General features: G+C 48.6%; 9 protein-coding genes. All 9 read left to right on the top strand.

Annotated features, from left to right (window positions below; all coding sequences use genetic code 11):
- Positions 1-57 precede the first annotated feature (57 nt).
- The 9 genes from ACYVGR_RS15175 (at position 58) to ACYVGR_RS15135 (ending at position 15,414) form a co-directional block, all read left to right on the top strand.
- The gene (locus tag ACYVGR_RS15175) at positions 58-2,427 is read left to right on the top strand and encodes an ABC transporter permease (RefSeq protein WP_460958074.1); all 2,370 of its coding nucleotides are present in this window, start codon (positions 58-60) and stop codon (positions 2,425-2,427) included.
- 485 nt (positions 2,428-2,912) lie between these two features.
- A complete protein-coding gene (locus ACYVGR_RS15170; protein WP_460958072.1) occupies positions 2,913-3,641 on the top strand; it encodes a helix-turn-helix domain-containing protein in 729 nt (242 codons plus the stop codon).
- Positions 3,642-3,713: 72 nt separating this feature from the next.
- The gene (locus ACYVGR_RS15165; protein ID WP_460958070.1) at positions 3,714-4,451 is read left to right on the top strand and encodes an SDR family oxidoreductase; all 738 of its coding nucleotides are present in this window, start codon (positions 3,714-3,716) and stop codon (positions 4,449-4,451) included.
- A 343-nt stretch (positions 4,452-4,794) separates the two neighbouring features.
- Positions 4,795-7,221 carry an ABC transporter permease gene (locus tag ACYVGR_RS15160; protein WP_460958068.1) on the top strand — a complete coding sequence of 809 codons (2,427 nt, stop codon included), beginning with the start codon at positions 4,795-4,797 and terminating at the stop codon, positions 7,219-7,221.
- Between the two features lie 120 nt (positions 7,222-7,341).
- Positions 7,342-9,777 carry an ABC transporter permease gene (locus tag ACYVGR_RS15155; protein ID WP_460958066.1) on the top strand — a complete coding sequence of 812 codons (2,436 nt, stop codon included), beginning with the start codon at positions 7,342-7,344 and terminating at the stop codon, positions 9,775-9,777.
- A 317-nt stretch (positions 9,778-10,094) separates the two neighbouring features.
- On the top strand, positions 10,095-11,900 hold the full coding sequence (locus ACYVGR_RS15150) for a purple acid phosphatase family protein (RefSeq protein ID WP_460958064.1): 1,806 nt from the start codon (positions 10,095-10,097) through the stop codon (positions 11,898-11,900).
- Positions 11,901-12,307: 407 nt separating this feature from the next.
- On the top strand, positions 12,308-14,662 hold the full coding sequence (locus ACYVGR_RS15145) for an ABC transporter permease (protein ID WP_460958062.1): 2,355 nt from the start codon (positions 12,308-12,310) through the stop codon (positions 14,660-14,662).
- Positions 14,663-14,707: 45 nt separating this feature from the next.
- Positions 14,708-15,235: a hypothetical protein gene (locus tag ACYVGR_RS15140; RefSeq protein ID WP_460958060.1), complete on the top strand. Its 528-nt coding sequence runs from the start codon at positions 14,708-14,710 to the stop codon at positions 15,233-15,235.
- Between the two features lie 5 nt (positions 15,236-15,240).
- Complete coding sequence (locus ACYVGR_RS15135; RefSeq protein ID WP_460958058.1) at positions 15,241-15,414, top strand: hypothetical protein; 174 nt, start codon at positions 15,241-15,243, stop codon at positions 15,412-15,414.
- The last annotated feature ends 203 nt before the right edge of the window (positions 15,415-15,617 follow it).

Here is a 15,617-nt window from a genome sequence, read left to right as displayed (position 1 = left end):
TTTTATTGCTGACGCACATGGAGACGCAAAGGGTTGCGTCTCTACAAATCTACCCCCATGCTCAAAAACTACCTCATTCTCGCTTATCGGAATCTGGTTACCAACCGGGTTACGTCGTTTATCAACATTGTTGGGTTATCCATTGCCGTTGCGTGCAGCATCGCCGTTTTTCTCATTCTGAAAAACTTCTGGACGCTGGATAACTTCCACATTAATGGCGACCGAATTTTCATGGTGGAATACACACAGGAAGTCAATAAGGAAACGCAGGTGTACGGCAACGTTCCGGCTCCTATGGCAGCCGCTCTGTCCACCGATTTCCCGCAGGTGAAACGAGCGGTTCGCGTTCAGCGGGAAGGCGTTCAGGTCATTCGTAAGGAAAACCTGTTCGATGAAATCATCACCTATGCCGATACCAATTTTTTCCAGCTATTCACGTTTCCCCTCAAGTATGGGAACCCGGCTGCGCTGGCCGATCCGAACGCCGTTATTCTGAGCAGCGAAATGGCGGATAAATACTTTCCAAATCAGATTCCAATTGGGCAACCGTTGGCCATTGTTACGGGCGAGCGGGAAAACAAGCAATTTATCGTTCAGGGCGTTGCCGAAAAGTTCCCGAACAATACTGGTTTCGCCTTCGATTTGCTGACTGGTTACCACCCCATTCATGCGTCGCTCAAGAATCAGGATTGGACTTCTCACATCTATGGCGTTTTCATCGAGCTTCAGGACAAAACCGACATTAAATCGCTGGCCGGACAAATGGGTCGGTATGTCGCTTTGTATAATTCCAAAAACAGTGAGAATCCCATCAAATCGTTTGTTTTCGATAACCTCCGCAATCCAGCTCCTGATGCCTATACTGTAAATCGTCGCCCGGCCGAGGCAAACCACCCTATTACGACAATTCTGTTCTCGACTATTGCCTTGATCATGATGGGATTGTCGTGTTTCAATTACGTCAATATTTCATTGGGAGCCGCTACGCAGCGATTAAAGGAAATTGGTGTTCGTAAGGTGATGGGCGGTACGCGTCGGCAACTCATTGCTCAGTTCATGACCGAAAACCTGTTGCTTTGCTTTGTAGCCCTGTTGCTCGCGTTGGTCATCACCACCGTTTTTCTGGTGCCCTTGTTTAATGATCTAATGGTCATGAGCATATCGCTCTCCTTTGATCAAAATATACCATTATGGGGTTTTCTGGCTGGATTGTTGGCGTTTACGGCCATTGCTTCGGGAGCTTACCCAGCGTTGTACGTCTCGGCTTTCAGGCCTATTGCCGTTCTGGCCGGGAAACTTAAGTTCGGTACTAAAAACACCTTCAGTCGGGTGCTTCTGGTTGCCCAATTCGTGCTGGCCTTTATGTCGGTTATTCTCGGTGTTGTGCTAACGAGTGCGGGTGTGCAATGGAAAAACCTCGACTGGGGCTATAATCCCGACCAAACGCTGGTCCTTCGCCTGACCGATAGTACACAGTTTACCATCGTCAGGAATGAGTTAGCCCGAAATCCGTCGGTCAGAACAATTGCGGGGGCCGAAAACCACGTCGGTGAATCTGTGGGCCGGGCAACAATTCAGTTGGGCGACGTGCAGGAAAATGTGCTTCGCTACAACGTTGGCCCCGGTTATTTTGACGCACTGGGTCTGGAACTGGCGTCAGGCCGTTTTTTCGATAGCAACCGTACCGCCGAAAATGCGGAATCGGTCATTGTGAACGAATCGTTTATTCAAAAGCATCACTGGAAAGATGCCGCTGTCGGCAAGTCGATTCGGGTCGATAAAAAACGGGTTACCATTGCCGGAGTCGTTAAAGATTTCAAACTCATGGGTTCGGGGGCGGCACGTCCGGTCATTTTTTTCGCAGCCGAACAACCCATGTTTAGTTATCTGGTTGCTCGGTTCGATCCGGGAAGCGGACCCAAAGTTACAGCCGATCTGGAGCGAATCTGGCAGGCCAATTTCCCCAACACAACGGCATCTCATTTTTACCAGAAAGACGTGTTCGATGGCTTTAATACGACCTTCCAAAACCTTTCCAAGGGATTCGGGTATCTGGCCGGACTGGCGTTGCTGATCGCCTGCATGGGTCTGTATGGACTGGCGGCTCAGCATTTTTCCCGACGAATAAAAGAAGTGGGCGTCCGGAAAATGCTGGGCGCAACCGTTGCTCAGATTGTTCTGCTGGTCAATCGTGAGTTCCTTCTGTTGCTATCCATCGCCGGATTCCTCGCCAACGCCATTAGCTTCCTGGGCATCAAGGTATTGCTACAAAATACACAGGAATTTACGGGTTCATTCCAGCCAGGTATCGTGTGGTTCCTGCTCGCCAATACGGTTGTTTTCATTACGGCAGCCATCGCCGTTGGCACGCAAAGCTGGAAAATGGCCCACGTCCAGCTATCGAACGTTCTTAAAAATAATGATTGAAAAGCGCGGGGCACGGAGCAGGGTCTAGCAAACCCCGCCCCGTGCACCTTGCTCCATGCAAATTCTACGGCCTTTCTTTCTGCCACCATATAGTCACCTTCCCGGCGGTAGCCTCAACCTATTGAGCGAATACGGCTCCGATATAGAACCAGAATTTCATGGAAGCGGCTGTTTGAGTTATGAGTTCAGGAAGCAACAAAACTACCGCTCAGAATTTATACTCAGCCTAAGAACATAGTAGGTACAAGGCCTTACAAACTATTTTATAGTTTTCTGTTCACTCTCAAGCACAAGAAGCCACTCTTTTCTGTTCACTTCCAAACACATTATTCGACGTGCAGGAAACGACAGGATTACTTGACAGGCTTAAGCACCACGAAAAATTGACGATCACAGTAAACGAAAACTGCGCGATCGAACTACCCGAAGATGCCCTACAGAAGCTACTTCAGCCTCACAGGTTATCTTATTACTATTTTGTGTTTATGGATCAGGGTTCTGAAACCGTTCAGACCGATCTGAAAGATGTAGCCATATCAGATAGTCAAGTGGTTTTTGGGTTACCCAACCAGATTTTCGCGCACGAAGCGGCAAAAAAGAAAACCCAGCACTATAAGATTGGTTTCGATGAAAACACACTGAAATTACTCCCACATGCTTACCCTTTTTTAGTTAACCCCCTCAACTCTAACGTAATTACCTTTGATCCAGAGGCTAAAGAGCGAGTCAAAGCCATTCTTTCTATCTTGTTTCAACTGCTTCATTCGTCCAGAAAACCAATAAAAGCGGACATTATTCTGGCGCACTTAAACACATTGCTCACGGAGTTTAACAGTGCCTACTTCGAGAAAGGGCATTATGAGGCCTGGGTCAATCCGAAGGTTGAGAAGTATATCGAATTTAAGCTTGCCGTCGAAACGGAACTGACGGAGCAGCAAACGGTAGACTTTATCGCCAAAAAACTGGGAATGACCACGAGTAGCCTTTACGCTGTGGTGAAGGAATATTCCGGCGTTTCGCCTAAAGAATGGATTACCAATCGACTGATACAGGAAGCTCAACGTCAACTTCAATATACTACCGTTTCAGTGAAGGAACTGGCTTATGCGTTGGGCTTTAATGACCCGAGTTATTTTTCACGGCTATTCAAAAAGAGGACGGGCAAGAGCGTTACTGAATTTGTGACAGACTTGCGCGATTTGTCCTCAAATTGAAGTGATTTTTACATTTCAGCCGTTTTTCAACTGGCTACTTTTGCCCACTCACTTAAAAGACAGTTGATGAACATGAAGGTAGCATTAGTAACAGGAGCGACGCGGGGCATTGGCCTCGACGTAGCCAAACAACTCGCCCGGAATGGGTTCTACGTTTACCTCGGCAGCCGATCCTTGGATCGAGGTATAGCCGTAGAAAAAGAACTCAACACTCTGGGAATTAGCAACATTGAAGCCGTTCAACTAGATGTCACCGATGATCAATCGGTCAAATCTGCCCGCGAAGTGATTGGTACCAAAACATCAGTCCTGGATGTTCTGATCAATAACGCAGGTATTTCGGGCGAGCTGGCCCAATCGGCACTTGGATCAACCATTGATCAATTTAAGGTAGTGTTCGATACCAATTTATTAGGTGTAATTCGGGTTACCCAGGCATTCTTTGATTTACTAAATCAATCGCCAGAGCCCCGTATTGTGAATGTAAGCACCGCAATGGCTTCGCTACAGCTAGCCGCCGACCTTGGCAATAGTGACTATCCCAACAGGTATGTTGTCTACCAGGCGTCGAAAGCAGCCCTGAATATGTACACGATCAATCTTGCTTACGAACTCCGCGAAACCTCATTCAAAGTCAATGCGGTATGCCCTGGCTATACCCAAACTGATTTTACGGGTCATCAAGGTACAAGCACCGTGGAACAGGCAGGAGAACGTATTGCTAAGTATGCACTGATTGGTCAGGACGGGCCTACAGGTAAATTTTTCAGCGAAGAGTACTTTCCCGACCCAGCAACCTGCCCTTGGTAAACAGGCTGTCCTTGTAGAGGTTTTGCTCCCCTCTCCCGTTTTGGGAGAGGGGCCGGGGGTGAGGAGATTTCAGGGGGCAAAAAGCGCCCAACTGCTCGTGGGCAAGCAGCGGCCACTATCCCTCTGTTTTGTCCGTGGCTGTCCGCCAGCTGTCCAGATTCGGACATTTCCGAATTAAACTTTTAAGCTAACACATTATTAATAAGCTACTTATCTTTTCGGTACAACATTTGGGGTAATAAAGTATGCGTTGATAATTCCCAAATGCCGACTCGATGGCTCATACGCAGTACGGTTTTATGTGTTTCTTGCACGTTCGTCCTACGCCAAAACCCAGCCTTTTATGCTCCTCAATTATCTCAAAATCGCCTGGCGAACACTTCGTAAACAACAGGGTTTTACGTTTATCAATATCTTCGGATTGGCCGTTGGGTTGGCCTGTTGCATGCTCATTATGCTTTATGTGCTGGATGAGCTGAGCTTTGATCGTTACAACGAAAAAGCCGACCGCATCTACCGCATTCAAACTCACCTTAAGTTCGGGGGTAATGATATGAACTTTGCCCTCGCCCCTGATCCCATAGGCCCAACACTCAAAAAAGACTATCCGCAAGTGGAGCAGTTTGTGCGGTTGCACCGGCGTGGAACGTGGTCGGTGAAACGAACGGGTGAGCCAACGAGCATTCGGGAAGACGATATCACATTCGCCGATTCGACCCTATTCGATGTGTTCACGCTGCCCCTTGTATCCGGTGATCCCAAACGGGCACTCGCCGAACCCAATACGGTGGTTATTAGCGAGTCGGCTGCGAAACGGCACTTTGGCAATCAGAATCCGCTGGGCCAGGCGATGGTTTTCGACAACAATAAAACCTTTAAGGTATCGGGGGTAATGCGCGATATGCCCCAGAACTCGCATTTCCGCAGCGATTTCTTCCTGACCATGCTCAACGATGACTATGAATGGGGACAGTGGCTTAGCAATAACCATTATGCCTACATTTTACTTAAACCAGATACCAATCCGGCTGTTTTTGCCAAAAACTTCGACACCATTATTGAAAAGTATATTGGCCCGCAAGCGCTGCAAACGGTGGGTACAACCATGGAGCAGTTTCGGAAGGCTGGCAACGAGATAGGATACTGGCTCATTCCGCTTACCGACATCCACCTGTATTCTAAACAGCAATACGAACTTTCCCCGAATGGCGATATTCAATACGTCTATATTTTCTCGGCGGTTGCTCTGTTTATTCTGCTCATTGCCTGCATTAACTTCATGAATCTGGCTACGGCCCGCTCAGCAAATCGAGCGAAGGAAGTCGGGGTTAGAAAGGTGCTGGGCTCGGAACGTCAACAACTGGTTGGTCAATTTATGACCGAATCGGTGTTAACTACAGTTCTGGCCATGGTCGTGGCAATCAGCATCGTAGCTATCGCATTGCCGGGCTTCAATACTATTGCCGGAAAAGAGATGAGCATTCAGCAACTCATATCGCCGTATTATCTGCCATTGCTTATCAGCCTGCCCATCATCGTTGGCTTACTGGCGGGTAGTTATCCTGCCTTTTTCCTATCCACTTTTCAGCCCATTACGGTACTTAAAGGCAAGATAAACGTCAGTTTCAGAAGTGCTGGCTTACGGAGCGGGTTGGTCGTCTTTCAGTTCATGATGTCGGTCGTATTGATTGTGGGGACAATTATTGTGTATCGACAAATCACCTACATCCAAACCAAGAACGTAGGCTTCAACCGAAACCAGGTTCTAAGCGTCTACGGTGTCTATTCGATTGGGAAGCAGGCAGAAACCTTTAAGCAGGAGGTGCTACGGCTTCCAGGCGTCGTAAGCGGTAGTATATCAGGTTTTTTGCCGATACCCTCTAGCCGGAGCGATAATTCGTTCTTTGCCGAAGGTGAGTCAAATCTGAACAACGGTATCAATATGCAGAACTGGGGTGTTGATTACGATTATGTAAAGACATTAGGGATGCAACTGGTGAAGGGCCGTGATTTTTCACGAGCGTTCGGCTCTGACTCGTCGGGTATAATTCTAAATGAAGCCGCGGTGAAGGTATTAGGTTTCAAAGATCCGGTTGGTAAGCGCGTCTGGCGGTTTACAGATAATCAGGCTAGAACCCGAAAGACCTATACCATCCTTGGTGTTGTTAAAAATTTCCACTTTGAGTCGCTCCGGCGCAACATCAGCGCGTTGTCTCTGGTGCTGGACTCCAATTCAGGGGCCGCTTCGTTCCGGATCAGTAGCACAGATTTACCCGCAGTCGTAAAACAGATTGAAGCAAAATGGAAGCAAATCGCCCCTGGTCAACCCTTTAGCTACCAGTTCATGGACGACAGCTTCGACGAAATGTACCGGGCCGAACAACGCATCGGCACAATCGCGCTAACCTTTGCCGCACTCGCCATCTTAATCGCCTGTCTGGGTCTGTTCGGACTGGCAGCATTCATGGCTGAGCAACGAACCAAAGAAATCGGGGTTCGGAAAGTGCTGGGCGCATCGGTCACCAGCATTATTGGCTTACTCTCCAAAGATTTTTTGAAGCTGGTCTTCATTTCCATTATCATAGCCTCGCCTATTGCCTGGTATGCCATGAGTCGATGGTTAAACGATTTCGCCTACAAAATCGACATTGAATGGTGGATGTTCGCCCTGGCGGGTTTATTGGCCGTAGGCATTGCTCTGTTGACGGTGAGTTTCCAGAGTATCAAAGCCGCGCTGATGAATCCGGTCAAGAGTTTACGAAGTGAGTAGAGACGCAATCCTTTGCGTCTTCTTCTTATGCGTCTGCAATTTTAGTCAGCCGGACAAGTAGCCGAAAAACCATCCGATTAAGGAGACGCAAGGGATTGCGTCTCTACACCCTACTGCCCTATGCTCAAAAACTATTTCAAAATTGCCTGGCGATCCATTCGTCAACAGCAGTTATACAGCCTGCTTAATATTACGGGTTTGGCACTCGGTCTGGCCACGTGTGGATTACTGATTCAGTATGTTCAGTTTGAGCAGAGTTATGATCAGGTCGCCGTTGATCGTGAAAAGGCGGATGATAAATCCATTTATCGGGTCGAAAGCCTGTTTTATGGGGGCGGGCACAAATCAGAGCATTGGGCAACCAGTACGAACGGCTTTGCGCCAGCCATGAAAGCCAACTTCCCAGAGGTAGAAAGCTTTACACGCATCATCTGGCGAAACTCGGAGCGGGTTGTCCGGTACGAGAATCAGAAGTTTCGTGAGCCCCACGTTTGCCTGGCCGACTCGAACTTCTTTACCTTTTTCGATTATCCGGTGGTGCGCGGTGACCGGCGAACCTTCCTGAATGAACCTAATTCCGTCGTACTGTCGGAGTCGGCGGCACACAAGTATTTTGGCAACCAGAACCCACTGGGCAAAACTCTCGAAATCAGTACCCGATCGCAGCAACTGACTTGTCAGGTTACGGGCGTTTTTGCGGACCTGCCCGTCAACTCGACCATGCAGTTCGACATGCTGATTTCTGGCCGAACCGCCCCGCCCCGCGCCTGGCACTTCTGGTATCAGCATGCCAGCTACACGTTCGTGCAACTCAAACCGCATACTGATCCCGGTAAGGTCGAAGCTAAATTTCCGGCATTGGCAGAGCACTATAAAACCGAGCCAACCATGCGGGATGTTACGTGGGGCATCCAACTGGTGCCGCTTCAGGACCTGCACCTTAATGCAGCTACACCGAACGAAATTGAAGTAAAAGGCAACCGAACTGCCGTTACGTTTTTATCCGTTATCGCCCTCGTCATTCTGCTGATTAGCTGGGTGAATTACAGCAATCTAACTACGGCTCGGATGATGCACCGGGCTAAAGAAGCGGGCGTTCGACGGATGATTGGCTCTACGCGACGGATGCTACTGTTCCAGTTTGTGATTGAATCCCTGCTAGTACACACCATTGCGCTCGTTCTGGCCATACCGATGGTACTTGTTGCTGCACAACTACTTCCCGACTCGTTGCACCTGCATTCGGCACAAAGCGTGTGGGCCGATCCGTTGGTCATTTTCGGGTTTCTGGCGTTGTGGCTAGTGGGCATTGTGTTGACAGGCCTTTATCCGGCAACGGTATTGCTCCGGGCTTCCCCCGCTTCGGTACTGAAAGGACGTTTCCGCTTTTCGGGCAGAGAACGGTCGTTTCGACAATCGCTGGTTGTGGTGCAGTTTGCCATCTCGGTCATTTTGCTGGTGAGTACGCTGGTTGTTTATCGGCAAACGGCCTACATGATGAACCAGCGTCCCGGTGTGCTGACCGATCAAACGGTCGTTCTCAAATCGCCCGTCAATACGCCTGATTATGCGGGTAAAATTGAACTCCTCAAGAAACGCATCAATGCACTGGCCGGTGTATCGAAGGTGACAGGGTCGGGTTCTGTTCCGGGCAAGGAAGTAGGGCAGTTTTTGGCCAATCGTCGGTTCGAAGCCAGTGCCGCCGATAATAAACTCGTCGAAATGCTAAAGGTCGATTTCGACTTCATGCCGACCTATGGATTGCGCTTACTGGCCGGACGCGGCTTCGACAAAACCCGCCCCGCCGATTCAACGGCTCTAGTGCTCAACGAGTCAGCCGTTAAGCTATTCGGATTTACGTCGAACGAACAGGCTATCGGGCAAAAAATAGCGCTGGAAACAACACCAAAGCAAGCCAGCGAAATCATTGGTGTAGTGAAAGATTACCACCAACAATCGCTCCATCAACCGTTTACGCCCATCATCCTGTTTATGGACCCAGCGTTCAGCTGGATTCCAACAGATTATTACTCAATCAAATTCCGAACCGACAATCCGCAACAGTTGCTGAGTCAGGTGGAAACGATCTGGGGGTCGCTGTTTCCAGAATCGTCGCTGGATTACTTCTTTCTGGACGAATTTTACGGGCATCAATACCAGTCGGATAAGCAATATGGCCTTCTGTTCAGTATTTTTTCAGCCCTCGCTATTTTCATTGCCTGTCTGGGTTTATTTGGGCTGGCCACCTTCAGCGCCGAACAACGGACTAAGGAAATCGGGGTACGTAAAGTGTTGGGGGCGAGTGTTGCCAGCATCGTGGCGCTACTCTCCAAAGACTTCCTGAAACTGGTGATTGTCGCCATTGTATTAGCTTCTCCCCTCGCCTGGTGGGCCATGACCAAATGGCTTTCCGATTTCGCCTACAAAATCGATATCGAGTGGTGGGTATTCGCTCTGGCGGGTTTGCTGGCTGTGGGTATTGCCTTATTGACCGTCAGTTTCCAAAGCATCAAAGCCGCGCTGATGAATCCGGTGAAGAGTTTGCGGAGTGAATAGCGTGGAGCAGGGAGCGCGGTGCAGGGTTTAACCAGGCCGCCCAACTAAACGAGCCCTTTCTTGCCCCGTTAGGGATGGTCCGCCACCGCGGCTTAACAGCGTAGCGTTGGTAGCTTCGAGACCATTCCCAACCGCCTTCGTGCCGTCAGGTACGTAATCAGTTTCGTACCTGACGGCACGATTACCAAAATCTCAAATCACGTTATCTACCGACGCTATGCTGTTCGATCCCTACGGGATATAGTTACATCGCTCACAAAAAATTAACAGTCCACAAATAGCCTTTGCAGTGAAGCCAGACGTACTATTGGGAGATAATGTCTTCCCAACTAGCTGGCTCCATGAAACTTCCCGGATCGCTCCTTTTCCCATTCTTACTTTTATTGTCAGCTTTTACGGCTCGTGATACACCCCAACCCAAGACCAGTGTGAAGGATGTGATGGATGGTGTTGTCACTCGTTTGTATAAAACCTACCAGCCTCAGCAACTCGACACGATTCAGCAGAATTTCGTGCTTTCCTTTCTGACTCCGCAGGAAAAAAAGGTGTTAGCTACTCAGTATTGGACTTTTAAGACCAATGTCCCGGTTGTTGTTTCGCTCATGCGCGATAAGGCGCAGAAAGTTCTCCCGTTCTGGCTGGAAGACAGTGGCTTTCGGAAAACGGAGCTGATCGTCAAGAACGAAGAATATACCTACGAAGTCTGGCAAAAGACCTTTGATGCAGGCGTGGTTTCTCTGGGTATCAATGGATTCGATAAACATCGGCCGGTGTATTTCATTAGCGCGAAAGCATTACGCCCAAATGATTCATTGCGTATCACCCCCATTTTTCCGGCTCAACAAACGTTTACTACGTTTCAGAAAGGAGCCTTTACCTACCACGACTGGAGCGATTTAACGCTGAACGAAGTACCTGAATCATTACGTGGTCAGACGTTGTTTCAAACAATTCGGGGAAGAGCCCGCGAGGCTCATTTAGTAGGTGCTTTCCGACAAACCAAATTCCCGTCCAGCACCCGGCCCGATCATATCCTACTTAGCTGGAGCGGCTCCCCCACCACGACCCAGGACATTCAATGGCGGGTAGCCGCGTCGGTACCGAGTGGCGTTACCAAATACTGGCTCAAGGGAAGCCGGGACACCCTGACCAAAGCGGCAAGTCGCTTTATAATGGAAGATCGGCTGTTGCAGAATGATCGATACGTACATCGGTTTACAACACAGTTAACCGGCTTACAACCGGGTAAAACGTACGAATATCAGGTTGGTTCGGCGAATGGGCTCTGGTCGGCGGTGGCTTCTTTCCAGACGCAATCCACTACGAATGAGGGCTTTTCGTTTATCTGGTTTGGGGATACGCACAAGTCGCCTGTTTTTGGCGATATGGCTCAGCAAACGCTTATCCGTCATCCCAACATTTCGTTTTACTCAATAGCGGGCGATTTGGTCAGCACGGGTTTGCATCGGGATGAGTGGGATGAATTGTGGCAGTATTCGGGAAATGTTTTCCAATCTAAACCGCTGTTGCCCATTCCCGGTAATCACGACAGTCAGGATGGGCTGGGCGCGTGGATGTACCAACAGATGTTCAGTTTGCCGCACAATGGCCCGAAACATCCCGAAGTGCCTGATGAGCAGACTTATGCGTTTACTTACAAAAATGCGTTGTTCTTAATGATCGACGCGACGGCTCCCATCGAGGCACAAACTGCGTGGATCAAGCAGCAACTCGCCCAATCAAAAGCCGATTGGAAGTTTATGTTTCTCCATTTTCCACCCTACACGTTTGAAGAAGATTACGCCGATATTCGGAAAGCCTGGGGTCCACTCATCGATCAATATCACGTAGACATGGTCATGAGCGGCCACGTGCATTATTACATGCGCTCCAAACCCACCTATAACGGCAAAGACGTTGCCAGCCCCGCACAGGGAACGATTTATACCATCTCCATCGGCATTCCCAGCGAACACGAAATCTGGCCCGACGAACCCTATGCAGCCCTCCGTTACAAAAACGGCCCTTTCTATCAACTAATGGACATTCAGGGGAAAAAGCTGACGTATACGGTTTATGATAAGGACGGAAAGGTTAAAGATGAATTGGTGATCACGAAATGATAAGCGCGGGCGGGCACGAGTATATTGAGTTGAATTAAATAAGTGTCGAATTGACTATGTAACCCCTATCAGCCCACTGCTTTAGCTGTGGGGCTGTGAAAAATACGCTATTCATGAACCGTTTCAACGGTTTGGATTCCCAATAAACCGTTGAAACGGTTGAGGTCATTCGATTTCTTTACGGGCAACCCACAGCTAAAGCGGTGGGCTGATAGATGGTCTTTTCAGCGATTAATTTCTTCAAGTCAATTTACCCGCGCCAGCTTCTGGCATAAGCTTAACGTTTTTTAACAACCTGAAAAACAACCCTTCAGTACTTTGGAGCATTCTATTGATGGGCTGTCAGAACAAATCTGGCAGCGCCAATAGACCGCATTTCATTTACCCTGCCCCGTGCTCCCTGCCCCATGCTAACCAACTACCTCAAAATCGCCCGCCGTAACCTTTGGAATAACAAACTCTACACTAGCCTAAACGCTGGCGGGTTGGCCATTGGCCTGACGGCTTGCCTGCTCATGATTCTGTACGTGAAGCATGAATTCACCTACGATCGTTTTCATGCAAATGCCGACCGCATCGTTCGGGTAACGTCGTACCTGAAAACGCCCGACGTGCCGATGTCGATAGCCCCCAGCCCCATCTTGCTGGCCAGTACCTTGAAACGGGATTATCCGGAGGTCGAAGCGGCCGCCCGGTTCGAACCGGTGTCAGCCCCCATTCGGTATGGCACCGATTTGCGAAATGAACCCAATGTGTACTATGCCGATCAGGACGTTTTCTCGATCTTTACTTATCCCTTCATCGAAGGGAACGCGGCACGGGCATTGACCGAACCCAACACAGCGGTTGTTACGGAAAGTTTTGCCCGAAAATACGCCAGACGTACCCGTGTGCTGGGCGAGACGTTCCTTTGCAACAAACAGCTCTATCGAATTACGGGCGTCATGGCCGATTTGCCCTCAAACGCCGATATGAAAATCAGCGCGTTATTGGCCAAGGATTATACGAAATACACCGACTGGCTAGTCGATGACTTTCCGGTTTATACATTCGTTCTGTTCCGACAAGCCCCCAATCTGAACGCCTTCGAGAACAAACTGGCCTTGATTAGTAAAACCCATATCCAGCCGGAGTTGAAGAAAGTAGGCGCAACGGGCTATTCTGTTGTATTCCAGACCGAGTTTCTGAAAGACGTACATTTTAGTCAGGGGAAACTGGGCGACATGCCAAAAGGCAATAAACAATACGGCTATCTCTTCCTCTTTCTGGCTGGCTTTGTGCTGGTCATCGCCTTGCTCAACTACATCAATCTGTTGACGGCCAGAGCCACCGGGCGAGCCAAAGAAGTGGGTATCCGAAAAGCCAGTGGAGCGTTACGACAGCAGTTGGTCGGCCAGTTTTTGTTTGAGTCATTTCTGTTGAGTGTACTGGCGGTCGTTCTGGCCATCATCCTGCTGGCCATCACCATTCCTTTTTTCAACGACTTATTACAACTTCAGCTCAATGTATCCTGGCGCGACGGTTTCCTGATCGCGGGTATTGCGTTACTGAGTACCGCCTTGCTGGGTGGACTCTATCCGGCTTTTGTCTTGTCTGGCTTTAACACGGCCACTGTATTACGAAAACAATCAGGAGGTTTGGGGAGAGGATTCGGGCTTCGGCAGACAATAACGGTATTCCAGTTTGTGTTGGCGGTGGGTATGATTGTCGGTGTGCTGGTGGCGCATAGGCAGATGAATTACATGCAGCACCGCGATCTGGGTTTCACCAAAGAGCAGGTATTAACCGTTCATCTTCCCGACGATTCGCTGGCCAGAACCTACGGGTATGCCCTCGCCAGCGAGCTGCGGCACCGCACAGAAATTAGGGATGTATCGCTTGGATCGGGAATCATGCCCGATGCTCTACTGACCAAGGCAACGACCATTTTTCAATCGGCGGGCAAAAAACGGGAAGTCATGGGCAACTATCTCTCCATCGATGAGCGCTTTTTGCCGTTGATGAACATGAAACTGGCGAGCGGCCGGAACCTATCGGCGGGTTCGGAAGCCGATAAGAATGGGGCATTTCTGGTGAACGAAGCCTTTGTGAAACAGGCTGGCTGGAAACAGGCCATTGGCCAGCCGATGGAAGGGTTTATGCACAAGGGCAAGGTCGTTGGTGTGATCCGGAATTTCAACTATCAGTCTCTGCATACAGCCATAGAACCCGTCATCCTAGTGTTCAATACGTCGCCACCCGCTAACCTGACGCTGAAAATGAAGCCGGAACAGTTACCACTGGTACAAGCGGCCTGGCAAAAGCACTACCCAAACTTCCCCTTCGAATACACGTTTCTGGACGTGGCCTTTGATGCCCAATACCAAAAAGACAAACTTATGATTACCTTATTCAACGGGTTTTCATTGCTTACCATACTGGTTTCCTGCCTGGGCTTATTCGGTTTAGCGACCTTCTCCGCCGAACAACGCACCAAAGAAATTGGTGTGCGCAAAGTGCTCGGCGCCAGCGTTCTCAGTATCGTAACGCTCCTCTCGAAAGATGTCCTGAAACTGGTCCTGATCGCCATCATCATTGCTGCTCCCCTCGCCTGGTACGCCATGAACCAATGGCTCGCCGACTTCGCCTACAAAATTGATATCGCGTGGTGGATGTTCGCCCTAGCCGGTTTTGTAGCGGTGATTATTGCCCTGCTGACGGTGAGTTTCCAGAGTGTAAAAGCCGCGCTAATGAATCCGGTGAGGAGTTTGCGGAGTGAGTAGCCTGTGGAGCTGGATCAAGACAGAGATTTTACGTAAATTAGCTTCGTGAAAATAAATAAGCCAATACATCTCGAATTTGTCGTAGACAAGCTGACAAACTCAATTCAAAACACAATATCAGGGGATAGCTTTACTACCGAAATTTTGCGTTTGACCAAGTCTGACTTAAAGAATGTAACTAAAAAGAGCGGGTGGAATTTTAACTGGAGATCAGAACTTAACGACAATACAAAAGAAGTTTTCAAATTGACAATCATCAACAATCCAGGTATAATTCAAGGTCTGTTGAGTTTGACATTGGAGCCTGATTATGTGTATATGCACTTACTTGAGAACGCGCCGTTTAATATCGGTCAAACTAAGCTTTACGAAGGCGTTGCCGGAAATTTAGTGGCTCATGCCTGTAAAGTTTCATTTCAGCAAGGATTTGATGGGTTTGTGGCTTTCACCGCTAAGACGAAGCTAATAGAGCATTACGAAAAAACGTTGGGGGCTTATACGTTGGGCGGTCACAGAATGATTATTCCAACTCAATCAGCACAAATCCTAGTCGATAAGTATTTTAAATCATAACCGTCATGGGACATATAAAAGAGCCAAAAGGTATTGATTTTGTAATTGAAAGTGAGCCATTAACAGATAAAGCTCGTCAGGAAATCAGTGCATTTATTCGTGATTACAAGAGTAAGGCAACTCACAAAAAAGTAAAATCGAAAACAGCGACAATCCAACCAAAGTCTCTTCGAGCTTAGCAGCTCCACTAAACTAGTGTTAATAAAATCTGACTATCCTATTAATGAAGAAGCACTGCGAGGTATAAAAGCCTTGACAAGTGAATATGACATTATTGTTTCAACCGAAGTCGACTATAATCAACCACAAGTCAAAAATTACTTATACTAAATCAGAATCTTCATGTCGTATATTAGCCAGATGGATTATACGACTAAAATTA

Source organism: Spirosoma litoris, from assembly GCF_054776755.1.
The sequence above is the reverse complement of the archived record's forward strand: the minus strand, read 5'-3'. Positions and strand labels throughout refer to the sequence as shown.